Source organism: Roseomonas sp. SRI_022, assembly GCF_057586215.1.
Genome location: NZ_JBYCZL010000007.1, coordinates 21,172 through 43,563, shown reverse-complemented (window position 1 = coordinate 43,563; position 22,392 = coordinate 21,172). Strand labels below are relative to the sequence as shown.

The following is a 22,392-nucleotide window of genomic DNA, read 5'->3' as shown; positions in this document are numbered from 1 at the left end:
CGCAGGATGCCCAGGAACGAAATGGGAACTTGATCCCCCTTCCCCCAGGACAGGCAGGACCCGCGCCATGCCGGACGGCACCCCGAACCTCTCGCCCGATCTGGTCCACGCCCTGCCGCCGCTGGCGCGCAAGGGCCGCGGCGCCGGCCTCAACCCAGCGGTGCGCTTCGAGCGCACCGCGCGGGAGGCCTTCGACGATGGATGGGGCACGCTGGAAGCCGCCTTCGCCGACCTGCCGCCGCTGCCGACCACGCTGACCAAGGACAACGCGAAATCGGCGCTGGCCTGGAACGAGAGTCCGGATATCGGCTTCGATCGCGCCATAAACCCCTATCGCGGCTGCGAGCATGGCTGCGTCTATTGCTATGCGCGCCCCTCCCACGCCTATCTCGGCCTGTCGCCGGGGATGGATTTCGAGACGCGGCTGCTGTTCAAGCCCGAGGTCGCCGCACTCCTTGAAAAGGAACTGCGCAAGCCCGGCTACGACCCGAAGCCGATCGCGCTGGGGTCGAACACCGACCCCTACCAGCCGGTGGAGCGCACGCTGAAGCTGACGCGCGCGGTGCTGGAGGTGCTGGACCGCTTCAACCATCCGGTCACCATCGTGACCAAGTCGGCCGGCGTGCTGCGCGACCTCGATATCCTGACGGCCATGGCGCAGCGCAAGCTGGTGCGGGTCTGCCTGTCGATCACCACGCTCGATGCGCGCCTCGCCCGCATCATGGAACCGCGTGCCGCCACGCCGGAGCGGCGCCTGGCGGCCGTGCGGGACCTCGCCGCCGCCGGCATTCCCGCCGCGGTGCTGGCCGCGCCGATGATCCCCGCGGTCAACGATGCGGAGCTGGAGACGATCCTCGAACGCGCCGCCGCCGCCGGGGCGTCGAGCGCGGGCTATGTGCTGCTGCGCCTTCCGCTTGAGATCAAGCAGCTCTTCGAGGAATGGCTCGAACGGCACATGCCGGACCGCGCCGCGCGGGTGCTGTCGCTGATCCGCCAGACGCGCGGCGGCGCGCTGTATGACAGCCGCTTCGGCGTGCGGCAGAAGGGCACCGGCGCCTATGCCGACCTGCTGGCGCGGCGTTTCGCGGTGGCGGCGAAGCGGCTGGGGCTGGAACGCCGCGGCGGCGGGGTGGATGCGCTCGACTGCGGGCAGTTTCGCGTGCCGGAGGTGCCGGGTGCGGCACCGCGCGCGACGCAGTTGGCGCTGTTCTGAGCCACGGTCGGATCGAGGGGGCGTTGCCCCCTCGAACTCCCCCACCAGGGGGCAGGGGCCCCCTGGACCGCGGGGACTCAGGGGCGCACCCGGGTGGGGCAAGAATAAAGTGCTAAAAACGTAGAAGTTTAAAGTGGGCATCGACCGCTCAGGCCGCCTTCAGGTGTTCCTTCAGGCGCGGCATCAGTTCGACCAGGTTGCAGGGGCGCCAGCGGCTGTCGAGCTGGAATTTCAGGATGTCGTCCCAGGCATCCTTGCAGGCCCCCGTCGAGCCTGGCAGCGCGAACAGGTAAGTGCCATCCGCGACACCACCCAGCGCACGCGATTGCATCGTGGAGGTGCCGATCTTCTGGTAGCTCAGCATGCGGAACAACTCGCCGAAGCCTTCGATCTCCTTCTCCAGGACACGCTTGAAGGCCTCGGGCGTCACGTCGCGGCCGGTGATGCCGGTCCCGCCCGTGGTAATGACGCAGTCGATGGCGGGGTCAGCGATCCAGCGGCGCAAAAGTGCGGCGATGATGTCGGCCTCATCCTTGCAAATCTCCCGCGCGACGCAGTGATGGCCACCGGCCTCGATGCGGTCCTGCAGGGTCTGACCCGAACGGTCGGTCGCCATGTCGCGCGTGTCGCTCACGGTCAGCACGGCGATGTTCACGGGCAGGAAGGGAAGGCTTTCGTCGATCGGCATGGCATCCTCCGTGCGTCGGCCCTCACCATGGGCATGGGCGGGGGTGGCTGCAACCGGGCCTATCGCCCCTGGGCGGCGCGGATCTGTGCCACCGCGGCGGCGATGCGCATGGCGAGCATCGCCTCCCCGCGCGCGGCGGTCGCACGGGACGGGTCGCCGGTCGCACCCAGCGGGGGCAGCGCATCCGGGCGTGGCGGCAGGCGGGCCAGGTCCACGCCGGGCGGGTGCGTCGCCATCAGTTCCGAGGTGTCGCCGATGCCCGCATGCGTGCCAATCGTCGCATCCGTCTCCCCCTGCGCGCGCAGCCAGTCATCCTGCTGCGCGATGGCGGCGTAGTAGCGATCGACGGCGATGACGCGCACCCCGTCCCGCCGCCATTCGGCGGAAAGCCTCGCGGCAAGACGTTCCTGCGACCGCTGGCTCGGCCCGTTGTCGGCGAGGAAGCAGATCAGCCGGAAGCCGGTGGCGCGCAGGCTGCGGGCGATGCCGTCCAGCATCGCGGCGAAGGCGTCCTCCGTCACACCGATGGTGCCGGGGAAGCGAAGGTTGCCCTCCGGTGGCTCGAAGCGCCCCTGCGGCGAGAAGGACAGCACCGGCAGCACCAGCGCATCGCCCAGTTCGCGCGCGATGCGCCGCGCGGCGACGCGGACGATGTGGTCATGCTTGCCGAGGATCATGTGCGGGCCGTTCTGCTCGATCCCGCCGCTCGGCACGATGGCGGTGCGATGGCCGGCGGCGACCGCGTCGCGCACCTCGATCCAGGTCATGTCGGCGATGTCGAGGCTGTCGGGCAGGCGCTGGCCGCGCGCCTGCGCGGGGAGCACGAGGCTCGCGAGCACCGCCGCGCGCAGCAGGGAACGACGGAATGGCGTTCCCTCCGTCGCCGCGATGTGGGATTCTGCGCGCCGATGAACTGGCCCGAATACGACCCGCTGACCGCCGCCTGGAACTGGCTCCGTCACCTCGCGGGGGTGCTGACCGATCCTGCATCGCCCTTCTGGTGGCCGACGCTCGTGGTGACGATCCTCGCCTTCGTGGTGATCGGTTTCGTGACCCGCGCCTCCCTTCAGGAAATGCGGGCGCAGTCGGTGCCCGTCACCGGCCGGGCCTTCCTGCGGCAGACCGCCGAGGATTTCGGCCTGTTCGTCCTGAACTCGACACTGCCCTTCCTGCTGGCGCCGGCCTTCTTCCTGTTCAGTGCCTCGGGCGCGGCGATCGGCGTCGCCCTGCTCTCGCCGGTCTTCGGCGCGCCACAGGAGGGTGCGCGGCTCGACCATCCGCTCGCCATGGCCTGTGCCGCGCTGATCCCCTTCGCGACGACGGATCTCTCGCTCTACTGGACGCATCGGCTCTTCCATCGCTACCCGCTGCTGTGGCGCGCGCACCGGCTGCACCACGAACCCCCCGTACTGACGCCTCTGACCGCCTTCCGCTTCTGGCCGCAGGAGCAGATGGTCCATATCGGCTGCGGCGCCTTCATGAACGGGCTCGGCCTCGGCATCGTCGCGACGGCGTTCGGGGCGAGGGTCGATCCGTTGACGCTGCTCGGCGTCAATGCCTTCAGCGTGCTGTGGAACCTCGGCTTCTCCCATCTGCGCCACAGCCACCTCGCTTTGCCCTTCCCGCGCTGGCTGTCCTACATCCTGGTCAGCCCGCACATGCACCAGGCGCATCATTCGGCGGATGAGGCGCAGCACGACAAGAACTTTGCCACGGTCTTCGCGCTGTGGGACTGGATGTTCGGTACGCTGTACCTGCCGGCCAAGGGCGAGCGGTTCCGCTTCGGCGTGGACGACCACGCGCCCGAGGCCACCGAAACCCCGCAAGCCGCCCCGCAAGCCCTGCGCTGACCGCACCACCTATCGGCCCGGTGCCCCGCATCGGGCCCGGAGCGCAAAGCGCGACCGCGCCCAACCGGCCAGTCGTCCCCGGAGCGACAGTGCACGGCGCGAAGCCAAGCCGCACGGATGTGCGGCGCCCGGCGTCTGAGGGCAAAACAAAAACTTCAGTTCAGCGCCACGCGCTGCGTGGCGCTGAACTGAGGAAAGGCGCCGCGCACCAGCGCCTCCAGGCTCGGTGACGGCAGGCCGAGCCGCGAGGCGTAGATCCAGGAATAGGCGAGCACACGCTGCACATGGCCGCGCGTCTCCTCGATCGGAATCGCCTCGATGAACAGGAAGGGGTCGTCACGGTGCCGCGCCGCCGGCAGCCAGCGCGCGAGGTTGCCCGGCCCCGCATTGTAGGCCGCAAGCAGCCGGATCAGGTCGCCGCCCACCACATCATGCCGCGCGAGATACAGCAGGTAGCGCTGCCCGATCTCGAGCGACAGTGCCGGGTCGTGCAGCCGCGCCGCGCCCTCGGCACGGAAGGTCGGGTCGTTGGCGACATAGGCCGCCGTCGCCGGCATCACCTGCAGGATGCCGCGCGCCCCGGCGCGGGAGATCGCCTCCGGGTCGAAATTCGATTCCTGGCGCGCCAGCGCGTAGAGCAGCGCCGGATCGACCCGGAAGCCCTGGGCGGGTTCCAGCCGCGGCAGCGGGAAGCGCTGCAGGTCGCGCGGCCGGCCATCCGCCCCCTGCGCCAGCCCCGCGAGCTGTGCCCCGAGATTGGTCATCCCCGCCCGCGTCGCGACGGCAAGCATCGCCCCGGCCAGTGCGGCATTGCCGCGCGCGGCAGGCCACAGGGCGCGCAACTCGGACTCGGCCCGGGAGGTCTGACCGGCCTGGAGCAAGGCGAGCGCGCGCCAGCCCCCGGCCGATTCCGCCAATGCGGCCGCAGCGGCCTCGGTCGCGGTGCCGTGCCAGGCGAAGCCGGGCGCGAGACCAAGCGCGCGGCGGGCCAGCAGCCCGTGGAAGGTGCGCGGTTCCTGCGCCGCCTGCAGCATCCAGGACACGTAGTGCTGCGGCCGGCGCGCCCGTACCGCAGCACGCGCCGTCCAGAAGGCGGCGGAGGCGCGCGCGGCAGCCGAACCGCCCTCCGCCCGTGCGGCGGCTTCGAAATAGGGCAGCGCCACCTCGTAGCGGCCGAGGCCCCAGGCTGCGAGGCCAGCGGCGAAGGCGGCACGGCCGGTCCGCTCGCGCCCGCCGCGCGCCACCTCGCTCGCCATGCGGAAAGCGGCGGTGTCATCGCCTCGCCGGAACAGCGCCAGCGCGATGTCGGCTCGCAGCGCGGCGGCATAGGCCGGCGTCATGCCCCGCGTGCGACGGATCTGGTCGAGCGCGCCGCGCGTGTCGCCATTGGCCGCGCGCTCCCGCACCGTGCGGTCGAGCGCGGGGTTGCGGATGAAGCCGCGCGCGGGGGATTCGCGCTCCTCCGGCACGGCCTCGCCATCCTCGGGCAGGGCCGCTTCGTCGGGGGCGGGCGGCAGTGCGGTGCCTTGGGGGGACAGTTGCACCAACAGCGCATGGACGCGCGGCGCATCCGGTTCATCGGCATGCCGGGCGAGCCAGGCGCGCAGATCCTCCGCGCGGGGCGCGACCGCCTGCGGGCCGAGCCAGCGATCGGCGAGGATCGGCCCGTCCAGACGCCGGTCGCGCAGCGCCTCATGCTCGCGCAACGCGGCGGCATGCTCGCCCTGCGCCTGAAGGAGGAAGATGCGCGCGATACGCGTTGCATCGGCAGGCGCAAGCGGACGCGGCAGCCCTGCCGCACCGTCGCCCGGAACGGGCATGTCGGCAGCGGCCGAGGCGGTCTGGGCGGCCCGTTGCGCCATCGCCGGAAGGGGGGTTCCGAGCAACAGCGGCGCACCGACAACGGCCGCGAGGGCCGCCGGCGCATGCCGGGCCATGGGGCAGATCGCGCGCATGGCGACTCGCGACTAACGATCGCTGCGCAAGCGACGCAATGCCGATGATCGGGACGGTTCCCGGGTTTTGAAACGCCCCTTAACGCGGTCAGTAGCTTGGGCGGGGTCCTGCAAGCGCGGTCTCTTCATTCGGCATCAATGCTGCGGCGCAGCATCAGCAGATCCGCCCAGGCATCGCGCTTGGCGGCGGGGGTCCGCAGCAGATAGGCCGGATGCAGGGTCGCCAACGCCGGCACCTCGCCCAGCCCCTCGACGGCAATGCGTTGCCATTTGCCGCGCAGCCGCGTGATGCCTTCCTTCGCACGCAGCAGCGCCTTGGCCGAGGTGCCGCCCAACAGAACCACATGGCGTGGTCGCACGAGCGCGATGTGGCGCAGCACGAAGGGCACGAACAGCGCGATCTCGGCATCCGTCGGCGTGCGATTCCCCGGCGGGCGCCAAGGCAGGATGTTGGTGATGTAGAAGCCGCCCTCGTCGCGCTTCAGCCCGATCGAGGCGAACATGCGGTCGAGCAGCTGCCCGGACGGGCCGACGAAGGGCTTGCCAAGCCGGTCCTCCTCGCCGCCGGGGGCCTCGCCGATCAGCATCAGCTGCGCGGCGGGGTCGCCATCGGCGAAGACCAGGTTGGTCGCGGTCTCCCGCAGCGTGGAACCATCGAAGGCACGGATCGCCTCGCGCAGGGCGTCGAGGCTCGTCGCGACGGCGGCTGCCTCGGCGGCGCGGCCGGCGGCGGGTGGGGCGGCGACCGGCGGCAGCGTGGCAACCACACGGGGGGTGGCTGGCGCGGACCGCTCCGGCTCGGCGGCGGGGCTCGCGGCTGGCGCAGGGCGCGCGGGGGGGCTGCGGTCCGGCGGCGCTTCGGCCAGCGCCTCCTCCGCTCCCCAGTCCAGTTGCAGCGCCAGCGCGGCGAGAAGTGCGGCCCGATCAGGCTCCATCCGTGCCATATCGGGCCGTGGCGGGGTTCCGCGCAACCCGGCCTGCCGCTACATGGATCGTGACAATCGAGAGGACGCCAGGGTCATGGCCGCAGAGCGCGAGGCAATGGAATTCGACGTGCTGATCGTGGGGGGTGGCCCGGCCGGGCTCGCCGCCGCGATCCGCCTCAAGCAGCTCAGCCCCGACGCCGCGGTCTGCCTGGTCGAGAAGGGGTCCGAGATCGGCGCGCATACCCTCTCCGGCGCCGTGCTCGAACCGCGTGCGCTGGACGAGCTGATCCCCGACTGGCGCGACGACCCGCCCGCCCTGGCCACGCCCGCCAAGGACGACCGCTTCATGTACCTGACGGCGACGAAGGCCTATCGGCTGCCGACGCCGCCGCAGATGCACAACCACGGCAACTACATCGTCAGCCTCGGCAATGTCTGCCGCTGGCTCGGCGCGAAGGCCGAGGCGCTGGGCGTCGAGATCTATCCGGGCTTCGCGGCGTCGGAGGCGATCATCGAGGATGGCCAGGTGAAGGGCGTGGTCGCCGGCGTCATGGGCATCACCAAGGATGGCGAGGAAGGCCCGAACTACCAGCCGGGCATGGAACTGCGCGCGACCTACACGCTGTTCGCCGAGGGCTGCCGCGGATCCCTGACCAAGAAGCTGTTCGAGACCTACAGCCTCCGCGAAGGGGTGCAGCCGCAGACCTTCGGCCTCGGCATCAAGGAACTGTGGGAGATCCCGAAGGAGAAGCACACGCCCGGGCTGATCTGGCATTCCGTCGGCTGGCCGGTGAAGTCGGACACCTATGGCGGGTCCTGGCTCTACATGCTCGGCGAGAACCTGGTGTCGATCGGCTTCGTTGTCGGGCTGGACTACACCAATCCCTGGCTGTCGCCCTTCGAGGAATTCCAGCGCTTCAAGCACCACCCCGCCGTGAAGGCGATGCTGGAAGGCGGCAAGCGCATCGCCTACGGCGCGCGCGCGCTGAACGAGGGCGGCTTCCAATCCATCCCGAAGCTGGTCTTCCCCGGCGGTGCCATCATCGGCGATGCCGCGGGCTTCCTGAACGTGCCGAAGATCAAGGGCACGCATACCTCGATGAAGTCCGGCATGATCGCGGCCGAAGCGATCGCCGAGGCGCTGAAGGTCGAGGAGCGCCCGCCGGTGCTGGAGGCCTATCCGGCGAACCTCCGCGCATCCTGGGTGTGGAGCGAGCTCGAGGCCGTGCGCAACATCCGCCCCGGCTTCGCGAAGTTCGGCCTGTGGGGCGGCATGGTGAACGCAGCACTCGAGACCTATGTGCTGCGCGGCAAGTCGCCCTGGACGCTTGCGCATCACGACGACCATTCGACGCTGAAGAAGGGCTCGGATGCGCCGAAGATCGAGTATCCGAAGCCCGATGGCGTCATCTCCTTCGACCGTCTGTCCTCGGTGTTCCTGTCGAACACCAATCATGAGGAGGACCAGCCCGCGCATCTGAAGCTGAAGGACCCGTCGCGCTGGAAAGGCGTGAACTGGGACAGCTTCGGCAGCCCCGAGAGCCGGTACTGCCCAGCCGGCGTCTACGAGGCGGTGGGCGTCGAGGAAGGCCAGCCGCGGCTGCAGATCAACGCGCAGAACTGCGTCCACTGCAAAACCTGCGACATCAAGGACCCGACGCAGAACATCGACTGGTGCACGCCGGAAGGCAGCGGCGGTCCGAACTACATCGGCGGCATGTGACGACGCCGCAGGCCAGCGCCGCGCATCCCGTCATCGGGGTGTTGCGGTCGGGCATGCTGATGGGCCTCGGCTGGGTCGCCTGCGCGGCGCTGGCCGGGGGCGCCTTCGGCGTGTTGTGGGCCGTGCCGCTGCTGGTGATCTGGGTGCTGCTGCTGCGGCGCTTCCACGGCGCGGTGGAGGCGCTGGCACATGGCCTCGCCCGGGATCAGGCCTCGCGCGACTGACGCATCGTCCGGCAGACGATCACATGAACCAGGTCGGCGGCGCGACCGAACCGGCATCCTCGATCGTCAGCATGTCGATCGACACGGTGCTGCGCGACGAATCCCCCGTGGCGATGGAATCGATCACGCGCACCCACAGCATGCTGCCGGTCGCGGCCACGTCGTAGTCGCCCTTCCACGAGGTGTGCGCCGTAGAGCCGCCATCGATGTTCTGCCAGCTCGTCCCATTGTTCGAATACTGGAAGGTCATCGCCTCCGACGCCGCCGTGGCGTCGAGATGGACCACCTTGCTGCCGGCGGTCAGGCCGGTGAACTGCCACTGCCATTCCAGCCGCGCGGTCTGGCCGACAGTGCCTTCGGTGAGCGTCATCGACGCGCCGTCATCCTTCGCGAGCGAGGCGAGGTTCGCGCTGGCCGCCGTCGGCGCCTTCTTCCAGTTGCCAAGGCTGGCGCCGCGCGCGCCGGCAGTCGCCGTCGCGAAGTCGTTGTCGAGATTGGTGACGCCGACCGACGCGCTGCCGAAGGCGCTGGTGGTGAGGCTGAGGCCATAGGCGCCGCTGCCGTCATCGTCGCGGTCGTTCACGCCGGTCAGCACGACATCGGCCGCGAAGCCGGTGGCCCGCGTCAGCACCAGGCTGGTGGCGCCAAGCTTGCCCTCGGTGGCGTCGAGGCCGCCGATCTGCACGGTGACACTGTCCGGCGTCGATGCATCGGCGTTGGCCAGGAAGACGCGGAAGGTCGCGCCACTGCCGCCCTCCCCGGTGGTGACCGCGCTGCGGTCCACGCTGAGCACGCCGGCCGGCGGCGGAGCCGTGGTACCCGTCGAGTAGGTCCCGCCGATCATGTACTGCCCGAGCGAGCCGTATTCCGTGTAGCCGGTCGGCGTCGCGGATGTCGGGTTGCCCAGACCGACACCGTCCAGGGCCAGGTAATAGGACCCTGCTGCAAGGCCGGAGGCGCTGATCACCGCATCGAGCCGCGCCGGGTCGTTCGACGTGGCGACGACGCCGCCGGTGGCATTGTAGAGCGTCGCCGACAGGTCGAGCATGGTGAAGGAGGATTGGTCGTAGATCGGCGTCGAACTGCCGGTGACGTAGGCGCGCGTGACGGAATTGATCGTCAGGTTGACGCTGCCCCCCGCCGAGACGTCGAAGCGGAACATGTCCACATCATTGGTCGCGCCCGAGCCCGAGATCACGCCCCAGGTCGCGACCGTCGTGATGCCGCCTGCATTCGTGCCGCCGAGCGTCGCCGCGGTGGCGAAGGTGCCGCCCGCCGTGTCCGCAGCATAGCCGACGCCGGAATTCTGCGCCGTGATGATGCTGAGGTCGTCCTCGGTCTGCGTCGCGCCATAGTACTGCCCCTTGCTCCACTGGACGACGTTGGCGCTGTAGCCCGCGCCCATCACCGGGGCCCAGCTCGTCGTGCCGCTGCCGTGGCCATAGTAGTATTCGGTGCCCGTCTGGCCGTCATGCGACAGGCCGAGGGAGTGGCCTGCCTCATGCGCCGCGGCGTCGGCGATGTAGCGCGCGCTGTCGGGGCCGAGGTTGTTGGCGTAGACGAAGGCCGCCTCGCCCGAGCTCCAGTCGAAGGAGCCAACCCAGGCGATGCCGCCGGAGCCGTCGCGCGCCGTGTCGGTGATGACCACGCGGATGCCGAAGGCGTTGTCGCCGGTGCCGGAGCGGATCAGGCCGGCGGTGCCGGGATCCTCGGTCGTCACGTCGATGTTGAAGGGCGCGAAATACTCCGCGACCTTCTGCCAGACCTGCTGGATGCTTGTCAGCTCGGTGGTGTTGAAGGACTCCGACCCGTCGGTCGAGAAGGCCGCGGAATAGAAGCTGCTGGTGCCCCAGTAGGAGTTCCACTGGGTGCCCGTCGTCGTGTGGCCGTCGAAGTCGAGATAGACCTTGTAGGTCGATGTCGGATTGCTGTGCAGGCGGAAGGTATCGCCAAGGGAGACGCCGACGCCGTCGCCAGGCACCGTCGTCAGCACAAGGCCGGGATCGAAGGTGATCGCTTGGGGCTGCACGGCGTGGACACCCGGCATGCCGTCCGGCAGCAGGGCCTGGAACACCGGGGCCTGTTGGCCCGCGGGGCCGCCGAGAACGGCATCGCGGGCGGTATGGACCAGCACGTCCTCGACTCGGGCGGCCGCGGGCGGAGGTGCGGCGACAGCAAGGTCAGGCAGGTCAAAAGATATCAGGCCCGCCTCATCCGGCAGTCCCACACGCAATGGCCGCATCAATTCCCCCTGCCGCAACCAATGGCTGTGGTAGAGGGCTAGCGCAGCCTGCCGCTCAAGGACAAGTGAGCGCTACTTAAGCCGCATCGAAAAGTTCAGGGTGTGCCAAATCGGCACACCAATTCGTGATAAAGATGAATTTGCAGATGACCGGACCGCCCCCGCGGCCCCTGGGCCGGACTCGGGCGCTGCGGTAGAGCGGTCGGGTTACCCAGGAAACGGAAACCAATCCATGCTGAAGATCCACGGCGTTCCCCGTTCCCGCGCGTTCCGCTGCATCTGGGCGGCGGAGGAAGCGGGCCTGCCCTATGAGGTCGTGCCGCTCGGCTTCGCCGCCGGCTTCAAGCTGGAACGCCCGCTCGCCATCAATCCGAACAACAAGATCCCGGCGCTGGAGGATGGCGACCTAGTGCTGTTCGAGAGCCTGGCGATCAACAACCACATCGCGGGCAAGGCCGGCGCACCGCTGATGCCCACGGGCAACGATGCCTCCCGCGTGCTGCAATGGACGCTGTGGACCGCGACCGAGATCGAGGCCCATGTCATGCGCTGGGGCTACAACACCTACCTGAAGCCCGAGGCGGAGCGCGTCGCCTCGGAGGCGGCGGCGGGGAAGGAGGCGCTCGACCTGCGCCTCGCCGTGCTGGAAGGCGAGTTGGCGCAGCGGCCCTTCCTGGTGGGCAAGGACTTCACGGTCGCCGACCTCAACCTCGCCTGCGTGCTCTATGCGCCCTGGGCGAACAAGTACGACCTGGCGCGCTTCCCCAAGGTGAAGGCCTGGCTCGACACCTGCCTGACGCGCCCGGCAGCACTTCGCGCGCGCAAGCAGCGCGAGGGGTGACGCCGACCGGTGGGGGCGGCTGCCCGCCGCCCCTACCGCCAGACGTATTCGCGGATGTTGCAGGTCTCCACGTTGCGCTGTTCCACGATGCGCCCATCCATGAAGACGATGCGCATGTCCGCCGTGCAGACTTCCCCGCGCGGTAGGCTGATCGGCATGGAGGCGCCTGGCGGCAGGATCTGCCTCGGACCGAGCCGGTCGGAACCCCAGTTCCGGCTGCTGGTCAGCGAGACGTAGATCTCGCGGATCGCCTCATTGGTGCGATTGACGAAGGTGAAGGACGGGTTGTTCATCACGCGCTCGACCGGCGGCGGCGGTGTCGGCGCGTAGGGCACGTCCTGGCCGAAGGTAATGCGCGACAAGGTGCAGGCATGCACGCCGAGATGCCCGTCCTCGGTCCCGTCGGCGAAGCGGACGCGGATGTCGAGGTAGCAGTCGGAGAAGGTCGGCTCGACCCAGACCTGCATGCCTGGGCGCACCGGTCCCTGGGTCAGGATGTTCGGTCCCCAATCCTGCACGCGCGAGGGCGAGACATTGGCCGCGACGATCGTCTGGCCGGTGTTGTTCTGAAGCCAGAAGCGGTTCTGCGCCTGGGCCGGCGCGGCGCCTGCCAGCATGGCGACCAGGGCGGCAAGGACAGCCAGGATGCGCATCCGTCTCCTCCGGTCGGGCATGGCGGGGCATTGTAGCGTCCTTCGCGCGGCAGGGTGATGGCACGCATGGTCTCGATGGCAGGTGCGGTGATGAATGATGGGAAGCCTGCGATCCTGGTGCTGGGAGCGGGCGGGCACGGCAAGGCGGTGCTCGACCTGGTGCTGGCGCATGGCGAGTGGCGAGCAGCGGGCGTCGTCGATGCCACGCCGAAGGTTGCGACGCTGCTGGGCGTAGCGGTGCTCGGCGACGAATCGCTGCTGCCGGGACTGGCGCAGTCAGGCATCGGCCATGCCCATCCAGCCATTGGCAACAATGCGCAGCGCATCGCCGCCGCCGCACGGCTGGGCGCGGCCGGCTTCGCCCTGCCCGCCCTGCTGCATCCGGCCGCGATCCTCGGCCACGGCGTGGAGATCAGCGAAGGCGTGGCGGTGCTGGCGCGCGCTGTGATCGGGCCGGACGTGCGGATCGGCCGCCTCGCCCTGGTGAACACCGGGGCCATCGTCGAACACGACTGCATCGTCGAGGAGGCCGCCCATATCGCGCCCGGCGCCGTGCTGGCCGGCGGCGTGCGCATCGGCGCGGCGGCCATGGTCGGTGCCGGCGCGGTCATCGGCCCTGGCGTGATCGTCGGCGCCGGGGCCATCATCGGCGCGGGGGCCGCGGTGATGGCCGATGTCCCCCCGGGGGTGACGGTCGCCGGCGTCCCCGCCAAGCCCCTGCTGCCGGAGCCCGCCCCGCCATGACCCTTCCCCGCCGCCTGTTCCTCGCCGCCCCGGCGCTCGTCATCAGCACGGCGCGGGCGCAGCCGGCGGGATGGACGGTCGCGACCGAATACCCCGCCACCTCGATCCCCGGCGAAGGGGTGACGCATTTCGCCGCTGCCGCCACGGCGCGCGGCGTCCCGGTCACCGCCGCGACCGACGGGCCGGGCGGCTATCGCTCCGCCGCCGCGCTGACCGCGCTGGCCGAGGGCCGCTTCGCCGCCGTCGATTCCTTCGCTGGCTCGATGGAAGCGGTCGATCCGCTGCTCCTGCTCTCCTCCCTGCCCTTCCTGACTGCGTCGCATGCCGATGCGGCGCGGCTGCGCGACCTGGCGCGCCCGCACTATGTCGCGACGCTGGAACGGCACGGCGCGAGCCTGCTGTGGACGACGCCCTGGCCGCCCTCCGGCCTGTGGACGCGCCGGCCGGTGGCGAAGCCGGAGGACCTGCGCGGCCTGCGCGTGCGTACGTATGACGCCACGGGCACCGAGGTGCTGCGCGCCGCGGGTGCCGCGGCCGAGGTGCTGTCCTTCGCCGAAGTGAATGCGCGGCTCGAGGCCGGGACGCTCGATGCCGTGCTGTCCTCGGGCGATGGTGGGGCGGGGCGGCAATTGTGGCGCTGGCTGCCGAACTTCACGGAGCTCAACTACGCTTGGCCGCTGTCGCTCGGCTTCGCGTCGCAGGCGCGGATTGCCGCGCTGACGCCGGCCCAGCGTGATGCCGTGGCCCAGGCCGGCGCGGAGACCGAGGCGCGTCAGTGGCAGGCTATCATCGGCCGGCTGGACGCCAATCGCCGCGTGATGCGGGAGAACCAGGTCGCCATCCACGAGCCCGATGCGGCGCTGCGGGCCGCACTGCGCGACGCGGCCGGCAATGCGATCGCGCAATGGCGCGGCCGGGCTGGCGAGGCAGGTGTGGCGATCCTCTCGGCCTATGGCGCCTGACTGACGTAGCGCGCGAAATCCGCCGAGGGGACGCCGCGGCGGAGCGGCACGCAGGTATCCGCCGGCGCGGCGCCGAAGCGCGCGCCGGCCTGTTCGGCCTCGCCAAGGAAGCGGTCGAGGTGTCGCATCGCGCCGCCCGGCAGGTCATGCAGCACCAGCGCGACCGTCTCGCGCGCGTCGCGCAGCATAGCGTGCGCGGTCGCGACCCAGCCGTCCGCGTCACGGAAATCGCCCGGCACCGCGTTCCACAACAGCACCGTGTGACGATGCGCGACTAGGTGATCCGCCGCGGCGCGGTTCAGCAGATGCGGGCCGAGCACGCCGCCGCCGCCATTGGGCCGGAACAGCCGGTCCGGTCCATGCAGCGCGCCGAGCAGCGCGTCCGTCCCAGCAATCTCGGCGACCGCTTCGGCGGCGCTGCGGCGGCCGAGCGGCTCGCCATGCGTCAACGTGTGGTTGCCGATGGCATGCCCTTCGGCCTGCGCGCGTTCGGCGCAGGCGCGCGCGGCGGGATCGCGCAGCTTCCGCCCAATCAGGAAGAAGGTCGCTGCGATGCGCCGGCGTGCCAGGACATCCAGCACGCCGGGCGTCACCTCCGGCTCGGGGCCATTGTCGAAGGTCAGGCAGACCCTGACCATCGGCGTCAGTCGCCGATGGCGTTTGTCAGCGTGCCGATGCCCTCGATGGTCAGTTCCATCACGTCGCCGGTCTTCATGGTCTGCGGCGGCTGCATGGCGTAGCCCACACCTTCCGGCGTGCCGGTCATGATGACGTCGCCCGGCAGCAGGGTGAAGCCGGCCGAGAGCTGGTGGATGATCTCCTTCACGTCGAAGATCATCTTGGAGGTGCGGCTGGACTGGCGTTGCTCGCCATTGATCTTCAGCCCGATCGCGAGGTCCGAGGCATCGAGATCGGAAGCGGGCACGATGACCGGCCCCATCGGGCAGGACCGGTCGAGCGACTTGCCCTTGAACCACTGCCCGTGCCGGCGCTGCAGGTCGCGCCCCGTCACGTCATTGCCGATGGTCCAGCCGAAGACGTGGTCGAGCGCCTTGTCCTTCGGAATGTCGCGCCCGGCGGTGCCGATGACGGCGACGAGTTCCACCTCATAGTCCAGCCACTGCGTGATGCCGGTGTGCGACGGCACCAGCGCGCCGGGCGCCACGACAGTGTCGCCCGCCTTGGTGAAGAACTGCGGAAACTTCGGAACCTCGGAATTGGTGATGCCGCGGGTGCGGTCACCTTCCGCCACATGGTCCATGTAGTTGCGCCCGACGCAGAAGACGTTGCGGCGCGGACGCGGGATGGGTGCCTGCAGGGCGACCGAGGCGAGCGGCAGGACGGCAGCGGCCGGCGGGTTCGCCGCCAGCGCGCGCACGGTGGCAAGCGCTCCCGGCCCGGCCTCGATCAGGCTGATCATGCCGCGCGCGGGCGGCATCGCCGCGCCGAGGTCAAGCACACGCCCCCCATCGAGCAGCACGCCCGCCCGGCTGCCCGCCGCGTCGGAAAAGGTGATGAGCTTCAGGCCGGCCATGGCATTCCTCCGAGGATCAGGATGGCGCGCAGGCAAGCGCGCCCACGCCCGCCGCACAAGCCCCCTCCGGCCGGGATCGGCCCGATGCGTGGCATCGGGCCAGGAGCGCACAGCGCGACCGCGCTCAGACCGTCAGCGGCCCCCGGCGCGACAGTGCACGGCGCGAAGGAAAGGCCCGCGGATGCGGGCCGCCCGCCGTTTGAGGGGATCAAAGAACGCCTTCAGCGATCGTCGAGAAACTGCGCCAACCGCACCGCCGTGTGGCCGCGATGGACGATCGGCGTCGGCATCACCAGCAGGCAATCGTCGTGGGGGGTGCGGATCTCCTCCTCCCCATCCATCGCGATCAGCGTGTTGCGCGCGGGGACGATCTCGCCGCCATGGAATTCGCGAACGAAGGCGAAGGACCGGCTGCGCACCGTCACGGTGCGCGTCACCCGGGCGCGCCGCGGCGCGGGAAGCGACGCGTCGTCAGCAAGCGGCTGGCCCGGCAGCGCCAGGCCGGCATGGCGCAGCAGCCGCGCGCAGGCGAGTTCCATCAGCGCGACGGTCGTCGGCTGCCAATGCCGGCCGGCTTCGACCAGCACGGCGGTGGGTGCCGTGGCGGGGTCGGCAAAGCGCGCATAATCGATCATGCGGCGCCCACCGGCATGACCATTGTCGGACACCACGGTCTGCGGCGCGCCGATCGCCATGCCGAGCCGCGCCGCCTTCTCGGTCTCCCCCGCCAGGATCAGGGGGTCGGACGTCCACAGCATGGAATGCAGGTCGACCAGCAGGTCCACCGTATCGATCAACGGGCGCAATTCACGTGCGCGGCGCAGTTCCGAGGAGCGTCGGCTGCTGCCGCCCAGTATCTCGTCGTCCCAGACGCGGTTCATGTCCTCATCGACATAGCGCGAGGCGGTGGGGTCCTTCGCGTCGAAGCGCGCGAAGGCGTCGATGTTGCAGAAGACGAGGCTGAGCCGCCCGCGGGCCGGGCGGATGCCCGCGCTCAGCCAGCGGTCGAGCACCGCCGCGCCGGAGATCTCGTTGCCATGCACGATGGCGGTCACCGCGACATGCGGGCCGGGCCGTTCCGCCGCGAAGGACCAGGCGCCGGCGATGCCCGTATTGCCGGGCAGCCAGCGCCGAAGGTCCGGCACTGGAATGTTCACCGCCACCATCGGCGGCGCGAGAGTCCAGCCGGCCTCCCCGATCACGCCGCTCATCGAACGCAGGCGCTTGCACAGCACGCGCGACGGACGATCGCGCGATGCACCATGCGACTGTTGCGAAACGATCTGGAACTCACGGTTGCAGTGTATACGGACGGGCAACCTCGTCCATCCGCGACCCGATGGAGGAATCATCATGCCGGCGGATTATGTGACGGCACGCGTGCTGAGGGACGGCCCGCTGGAATTGCGCGGACCTTTGCTGCTGGCCGGTGAGACGGTGGGGGACGAAGCCTGGCTGTGCCGTTGCGGCTGTTCGGCGAACAAGCCGTGGTGTGATGGAAGTCACAGGAATTCGGGCTGCGCGTTGACCGGGGATCCGCCGCGGCGCGACGGCGTGACACTGCCCGCGGTCCCCGCGCCAGTCGAACTGTCGCTTCAGCCCAACGGTCCGCTCAAGCTGACGGGGCCGCTGGTGATGTTGAACGATGCGGGCGAGCCAACCGACCGCACGACGCAGGCGTTCCTGTGCCGCTGCGGGAAATCCGCGAAGCAGCCCTATTGCGACGGCAGCCATCGGCGGTCGGGTTTCGTCGCGCCGTAGGCGCCGCGGCGGAGAGCTTCCGTTCCCCACGACTCACGGCAGCGTCCCCACCCGATCAGGTGAAACCACCTGATCGGGATCTGCTCTACAGCAGGAACCAACCCGCAACCGGCACGGCGGCCGTGTGGATCTCCACCGCCAGATCCGCCGAGCCATCGCCATCCACATCGCCCTCGGCCAAGTGAACACCGGGCGCAAGCGTCGTCACCCGCAGTTGCGCCGCCCCGCTCGCCCCGAAGGCCGCGCCACCGATATAGGTGAACCCCTGGTCGAGCGGTGCCACCGGATCCGTGTCGATGAACCGAAGATCCACTTTGTCGAAACCGTTCACCGCATCGAAGGTGAAGCCCAGGATCACATCCCGCTGCCCCGGCGCGCTGTCCGCGGCGACGGTGATGCGGAACTGGTCGGCACCGCCGCCGCCGGTCAGTGTGTCCGCGCCCGCGCCGCCGATCAGCACGTCGTTGCCGCCCGCGCCCGCGAGGCTGTCGGCGCCGCCCAGGCCGTACAGCACGTTGGCTGCATCATTGCCGATCAGCGTGTTGGCAATCGCGTTGCCCTTGCCGTTCAGCAGCGTCGGCCCCGCCAGCACCAGCACGTCGAGATTGGCGGCAAGCGTCCAGGCCGTGCCTGTCGTCGCCTGCACCGTGTCGAGGCCCTGGCCCAGGGCCTCGAAGAACACGTCACCTGCGGTCCCGATGAACAGGTCGTCGCCGCCGCCGCCCGAGGCGCTATCGACCCCGCCTCCGCCATCGATCGTATCGTTGCCGCCGCCGCCCGTGATGGTGTCCGCCCCGGCGGCGCCAATGATGCTGTTGCCGAGGACATTGCCGACCAGCGCCTGGCCCACGTCGTTCAGTCCGATCAGGTGCTCGACATTCGCGGCGAGGGACTGCGATGCGAGCGTCGTGCGCAACGTGTCGATGCCCTGGCCGGCGGCCTCGATGATGATATCACCGGCGCTGTCGATCAGATAGTTGTCGTTGCCGAGACCGCCGCTCATCCGGTCGATCGCGGCGCCGCCGTAGAGGCTGTCGTCACCCGCATTGCCGAACAGCGCGTCGGCGCCGCCAGCGCCCAGAAGCGTGTCGTTGCCGGCATTGCCGATGATGCGATTGTCGAGGTCGTTGCCGGTCAGGGCGCTGGCGATGCTGTCCTGGTCGATCAGCGTCTCGACCTGGGCGAAGGGGGCCAGGGAGAAAACGGCGAGCCAGGTGCGCACGACGTCGCTGCCGCCACCGGCCAGCTCCACGAGCACGTCACCGGCATTCTGGACGTAGTAGAGATCGTTGCCGTCGCCGCCGATCAGGCTGTCCGCGCCGCCCCCACCGTTCAGGACGTCATTGCCCTCTCCGGCGATCAGCGTGTCGGCACCCCCCGAGCCGGTCAGCGCGTTGTTCGATGCGTTGCCGGTGAAGAGGTGGGCGATCGCACTGGTCGCCGTGATGTTCTCGATCTCGGCGGCCAGCGTGTAGGCCGCGAGCGCCGTGCGCACCACGTCGGTGCCGCCCGCCGCGGCCTCGACCACCGCATCGGCGGCGTCGTCGATGATGTAGACGTCGTCGCCGCCCTCACCCACCAGGCTGTCCAGGCCGCCCGCGCCGCCGGCGATGGTATCGCGCCCGCCGCCGCCGATGATGGTGGTGTCCGCACCCGCGCCGCCCGTCAGCGAATCGTTGCCCGCGCCGCCGAGCAGCGCCTCGAACCCCGCACCGACGACATCGCCCGCGGCATCGCCGCCGATGCCGGTGCCGCCAGCCAGCGATACGGTCACTCCCGCGGTAGCGCCGGCATAGGACAGCCAATCCGTGCCGCCCGCGTCGCTGAAGCTGTCCGCCCCGGCGCCGCCCTCGACCGTCATCGCGCCGGCACCGCCGGTGATGGTGTCGTTGCCCTCGCCCGCCAGGATGCGTGCCGCACCGCCCGCGGCCACGATGCTGTCATGGCCCGACCCGGCATCGACGGTGTCGGTCCCGGCCGCGAGGATGATGGTATCGTCACCGGTGCCGCCGACGACGCTGTTCGCCCCTGCGCCAGCGGCGATGCGGTCATTGTCCGCGCCGCCATCGATGGTGTCGTTGCCTGTGCCGGCGTTGATGCTGTCCGCGCCGTCACCGCCCGTCAGACTATTGGCGCCGCCGCTGTCGGTCAGCGTGTCGTTGCCGGCACCGCCCAGCAGCGTGTCGGCGCCGTTGCCGGCGACGATGGAATCCGCGCCTTCGCCGCCCAGGACGGTGTTTGCTCCGGCGCCCGCATTGATCGTGTCGTTGTCGGCACCGCCATCGATGGTGTCGTTGCCGCCGCCGGCGGTGATCCGGTCCGCGCCGTCACCGCCCGACAGGCTGTTGGTGCCGCCAGTGTCGTTCAGCGTGTCGTTGCCCGCACCACCCAGCAGCGTGTCGTTGCCGGTGCCGGAGACGATGGAATCCGCGCCGTCGCCGCCCGACAGGCTGTTGGTGCCCTTGCCGCCATGGATGGTGTCGTTGTCCGCGCCGCCGTCGATGGTGTCGGCGCCGTCGTCGGCGGTGATGGAATCCGCGCCATTGCCACCAAGCAGGCTGTTCGCGCCCTGCCCGCCGGCCAGCGTGTCGTTGCCATCGCCGCCCAGCAGCGTGTCGTTGCCGATGCCGGCGATGATCGAATCCGCACCTTCGCCACCGGACAGGCGGTTGGCGCCGGTCCCGCCATGGATGATGTCGTTGTCCGCACCGCCGTCGATGGTGTCGTCGCCGGACCCGACGGTGATGGAATCCGCGCCATTGCCGCCGAGCAGGCTGTTCGCACCTTCCCCGCCGGACAGCGTGTCGTTGCCGTCGCGCCCGAGCAGCGTGTCGCCGCCCGCCAGCCCGTACAATGCGTTGCCCAGCGTGTCGCCGCCGAGGAAATCCCCCAGCGCCGATCCTTCCAGGTGCTCGAACTTCGAGAGCACGTCGCCCTCGGCGTCGCCGCCGAAGCCCACGACCTTGCCGAAGGAGAAGCCCGGCGTGGTGTCCGCCGTGGCGAGGTCCACCGTCACCGCGGCGGTCGATCCGGCATAGGATGCGGTGTCCTCGCCAGCCCCGCCATTGAGCACATCGTTGCTGCCGGCCGCGTTGCCGCGTCCCTCGATGAGGTCGTTGCCGTCGCCGCCGGTGAGGTTGTTGGCGTCCGCGTCGCCGCGCAGGACGTCGCCGCCGAGGCCACCCATGACGCTGTCGAAGGCCGCGCTGAAGGTGTCGCCCGTCGCGTCGCCGCCGGCGGCGGTGCGCGCCGCGAGGTCGATCGTCACACCCGCCGTGTCGGAGGAATAGTCGAGGACATCCTCGCTGCCGCCCAGCAGGCTGTCGGCACCCGCGCCGCCCTCGACGATGTCGGCGCCGGCGGCGCCGTCGATCGTGTCCACGCCCGCGCCGCCGCGCAGCACATCGTCGCCGGCGCCGCCGGACAGCGAATCATTCTCGCTGCCGCCATCGAGGATATCGGCGTCGTCGCCGCCGAGCAGCGTGTCCGCACCTGCGCCGCCCGCCAGGGAATCGCCGCCGGCCCCGCCGAGCAGCGAGTCGGCCTCGCTGCCGCCATCCAGTGTATCTGCGCCGGCATCGCCGATCAGCGTGTCCGCCCCGGCCTCGCCGAGGATCAGGTCGGCGCCGTCGATCCGCGCCGCGCCGCCGCCGCCCGCGACCGTCGCTGCCCCGCTGTCGCCGCCGACCAGCCAGTCCTGGTCCGCGCCGCCATGGATGGTGTCGGCATCCTGGTTGCCGAAGATGATGTCGTTGCCGTCGTCGCCATACAGCAGGTCCCGGCCATCGAATGCGGCATCGGGCGCGCCGCCCCAGATCGTGTCGTTGGCGACGCCGCCCGACAGCGTGTCGGCGCCGGACGCGCCCATCAGGCTGTCCTGGCCGTAGCCGCCCTCCACGCTCTCATTGAGCGAGGCATCGGCGGTGTCGTTCGAGGAATCGCCGCGGAAGGTGTCGGCGCCGCCGGTCAGCACAAAGATCTCGAAATCGGCGAGGAGGTCGGTGCCGATCAGCGCGCCTGTCCCATCGTATTTCGCGGCGGTCGCCTTGCCGCTGGCGAGCCCGCCGACGCGCACATCGACGCGGTTCAGATCGGCAGCCGAATAGCCAATGATGTCCCGCCCCTCGCCGCCCCCGATGGTGTCGGAGCCGCGATCGACGAACACCGAGTCGTCGCCACCCTCGGTGAGAATGACTCTGCTGCCGGCGCCCAGCATCCAGACGTAGTCGCCGGCGTTCGTCCCCTGGAGATTCTCGACCGAATAAGCCAATGCGCCGGAGGTGGGGAAGAAGCCGTTCAGGTGCCCGACGGCGACGGAGGTTTCATTGCCCTGGACGTAGATTCCATCGGCGACGGCGGCGATGGCGCTCAGCGCGTCCAGGTCGTTGCCACCATAGATGACCGCATCGACGGTAGCATCCGAGAAGGAGAAACTGTCGCTGCCGCCGTAGCCATAGGCGGTATCGGCGCCGGCCAGCGCGTAGAACACGTCGGCGCCATCCGCCCCGTGGATCAGGTCGTTGCCGGCGCCGCCGTCGAGCGTGTTCCCCACCGTTTCGAACAAGACGGCAGCGTTGAGCGTGTCATTGCCGTCGCCGCCATTCAGCGTGTCCGCGCCGGCCCCGCCCTGCAGCGAATCATTGCCGATGCCGCCAAAGATCAGGTCGTCGCCCGCATCTCCGAGCAGTATGTCGTTCGACGCGATGCCGTTGGGCGGCGTGACGAAAACCTGCAGGTCGCCATAGATGGTGTCGTTGTCGGCGCCGCCTTCGATCCGGTCGTTGCCAAAGCCGCCGAAGAGCAGGTCGTTGCCGTCATTGCCGTAGAGGAAATCGATGTAGGGCCCCGGCGCCACATCATTGAGCGGATCCAGGATGCCGCCGAAGATCGTGTCGTTGCCGGCCCCGCCCGAGAGAGTATCGAAGCCCGCATTGCCTACAACCGTGTCGGCGTCCGCACCCCCGGTCAGGGTGTCGTTGGCGTTGCCCCCGTTGAACAGTGCCATCTGCCCCCCAAACGCCGTTGCGTCCCGGCTGGCTACCGGGCCTCAGTCGCCGATGCGCGTCGAGTATTCGC

Annotated in this window: 18 protein-coding genes; 8 read left to right on the top strand and 10 right to left on the bottom strand. The window is 70.1% G+C overall.

Going from position 1 to position 22,392, the window contains the following annotated elements:
• Positions 1-67 precede the first annotated feature (67 nt).
• Entirely contained in the window at positions 68-1,213 is a 1,146-nt protein-coding gene (locus AC2YHJ_RS08520) for a PA0069 family radical SAM protein (RefSeq protein WP_487395343.1), read from the top strand.
• A 148-nt stretch (positions 1,214-1,361) separates the two neighbouring features.
• On the opposite strand, the gene moaB is transcribed toward AC2YHJ_RS08520, so the two are convergent.
• Positions 1,362-1,901: a molybdenum cofactor biosynthesis protein B gene (moaB, locus tag AC2YHJ_RS08515; protein WP_487395341.1), complete on the bottom strand. Its 540-nt coding sequence runs from the start codon at positions 1,899-1,901 to the stop codon at positions 1,362-1,364.
• Positions 1,902-1,960: 59 nt separating this feature from the next.
• A complete protein-coding gene (locus AC2YHJ_RS08510) occupies positions 1,961-2,740 on the bottom strand; it encodes a creatininase family protein (protein ID WP_487395339.1) in 780 nt (259 codons plus the stop codon).
• Positions 2,741-2,809: 69 nt separating this feature from the next.
• Between AC2YHJ_RS08510 and AC2YHJ_RS08505 the strand changes: the two genes are divergently transcribed.
• The gene (locus tag AC2YHJ_RS08505; protein WP_487395338.1) at positions 2,810-3,751 is read left to right on the top strand and encodes a sterol desaturase family protein; all 942 of its coding nucleotides are present in this window, start codon (positions 2,810-2,812) and stop codon (positions 3,749-3,751) included.
• 155 nt (positions 3,752-3,906) lie between these two features.
• Here the strand turns inward: AC2YHJ_RS08505 and AC2YHJ_RS08500 are convergent, their stop codons facing one another.
• Both AC2YHJ_RS08500 and AC2YHJ_RS08495 read right to left on the bottom strand, forming a co-directional pair.
• Positions 3,907-5,688, bottom strand: coding sequence for a lytic transglycosylase domain-containing protein (locus tag AC2YHJ_RS08500; protein WP_487395336.1), 1,782 nt, complete (start codon positions 5,686-5,688; stop codon positions 3,907-3,909).
• Between the two features lie 143 nt (positions 5,689-5,831).
• Positions 5,832-6,641 (bottom strand): uracil-DNA glycosylase, encoded by an 810-nt coding sequence (locus tag AC2YHJ_RS08495; RefSeq protein ID WP_487395334.1) that lies wholly within the window; start codon positions 6,639-6,641, stop codon positions 5,832-5,834.
• Between the two features lie 85 nt (positions 6,642-6,726).
• On the opposite strand from AC2YHJ_RS08495, the gene AC2YHJ_RS08490 reads away from it, so the two are divergent.
• Together AC2YHJ_RS08490 and AC2YHJ_RS08485 are read left to right on the top strand one after the other, a co-directional pair.
• A complete protein-coding gene (locus AC2YHJ_RS08490) occupies positions 6,727-8,355 on the top strand; it encodes an electron transfer flavoprotein-ubiquinone oxidoreductase (RefSeq protein WP_487395333.1) in 1,629 nt (542 codons plus the stop codon).
• Positions 8,352-8,579 (top strand): hypothetical protein, encoded by a 228-nt coding sequence (locus tag AC2YHJ_RS08485; protein ID WP_487395332.1) that lies wholly within the window; start codon positions 8,352-8,354, stop codon positions 8,577-8,579. Before AC2YHJ_RS08490 ends, AC2YHJ_RS08485 begins: the two co-directional genes overlap by 4 nt.
• A gap of 19 nt (positions 8,580-8,598) precedes the next feature.
• On the opposite strand, the gene AC2YHJ_RS08480 is transcribed toward AC2YHJ_RS08485, so the two are convergent.
• Positions 8,599-10,821 (bottom strand): zinc-dependent metalloprotease family protein, encoded by a 2,223-nt coding sequence (locus AC2YHJ_RS08480; RefSeq protein ID WP_487395331.1) that lies wholly within the window; start codon positions 10,819-10,821, stop codon positions 8,599-8,601.
• A 232-nt stretch (positions 10,822-11,053) separates the two neighbouring features.
• Between AC2YHJ_RS08480 and AC2YHJ_RS08475 the strand changes: the two genes are divergently transcribed.
• Positions 11,054-11,662, top strand: a complete 609-nt coding sequence (locus tag AC2YHJ_RS08475) for a glutathione S-transferase family protein (RefSeq protein ID WP_487395330.1) — start codon at positions 11,054-11,056, stop codon at positions 11,660-11,662.
• A 32-nt stretch (positions 11,663-11,694) separates the two neighbouring features.
• On the opposite strand, the gene AC2YHJ_RS08470 is transcribed toward AC2YHJ_RS08475, so the two are convergent.
• Entirely contained in the window at positions 11,695-12,315 is a 621-nt protein-coding gene (locus tag AC2YHJ_RS08470) for a Tat pathway signal protein (protein WP_487395329.1), read from the bottom strand.
• 57 nt (positions 12,316-12,372) lie between these two features.
• Here AC2YHJ_RS08470 and AC2YHJ_RS08465 point away from each other — a divergent pair, with 57 nt between their 5' ends.
• Both AC2YHJ_RS08465 and dctP read left to right on the top strand, forming a co-directional pair.
• Complete coding sequence (locus AC2YHJ_RS08465) at positions 12,373-13,059, top strand: NeuD/PglB/VioB family sugar acetyltransferase (protein WP_487395328.1); 687 nt, start codon at positions 12,373-12,375, stop codon at positions 13,057-13,059.
• Positions 13,056-14,021 carry a TRAP transporter substrate-binding protein DctP gene (gene dctP / locus AC2YHJ_RS08460; protein ID WP_487395327.1) on the top strand — a complete coding sequence of 322 codons (966 nt, stop codon included), beginning with the start codon at positions 13,056-13,058 and terminating at the stop codon, positions 14,019-14,021. The genes AC2YHJ_RS08465 and dctP overlap by 4 nt, the downstream gene beginning before the upstream one ends.
• Here dctP and AC2YHJ_RS08455 read toward each other — a convergent pair.
• The 3 genes from AC2YHJ_RS08455 to AC2YHJ_RS08445 all read right to left on the bottom strand — a co-directional run bounded on the left by AC2YHJ_RS08455 (position 14,009) and on the right by AC2YHJ_RS08445 (position 16,766).
• On the bottom strand, positions 14,009-14,659 hold the full coding sequence (locus AC2YHJ_RS08455; RefSeq protein WP_487395326.1) for a polysaccharide deacetylase family protein: 651 nt from the start codon (positions 14,657-14,659) through the stop codon (positions 14,009-14,011). The genes dctP and AC2YHJ_RS08455 overlap by 13 nt on opposite strands.
• Positions 14,660-14,664: 5 nt before the next feature.
• Positions 14,665-15,555, bottom strand: coding sequence for a fumarylacetoacetate hydrolase family protein (locus tag AC2YHJ_RS08450; protein WP_487395324.1), 891 nt, complete (start codon positions 15,553-15,555; stop codon positions 14,665-14,667).
• Between the two features lie 221 nt (positions 15,556-15,776).
• Positions 15,777-16,766, bottom strand: a complete 990-nt coding sequence (locus AC2YHJ_RS08445) for a M14 family metallopeptidase (RefSeq protein WP_487395322.1) — start codon at positions 16,764-16,766, stop codon at positions 15,777-15,779.
• Positions 16,767-16,908: 142 nt separating this feature from the next.
• Here AC2YHJ_RS08445 and AC2YHJ_RS08440 point away from each other — a divergent pair, with 142 nt between their 5' ends.
• Positions 16,909-17,316, top strand: a complete 408-nt coding sequence (locus tag AC2YHJ_RS08440; RefSeq protein ID WP_487395321.1) for a CDGSH iron-sulfur domain-containing protein — start codon at positions 16,909-16,911, stop codon at positions 17,314-17,316.
• An 85-nt stretch (positions 17,317-17,401) separates the two neighbouring features.
• On the opposite strand, the gene AC2YHJ_RS08435 is transcribed toward AC2YHJ_RS08440, so the two are convergent.
• Entirely contained in the window at positions 17,402-22,321 is a 4,920-nt protein-coding gene (locus AC2YHJ_RS08435) for a beta strand repeat-containing protein (protein WP_487395319.1), read from the bottom strand.
• Positions 22,322-22,392: the final 71 nt, after the last annotated feature.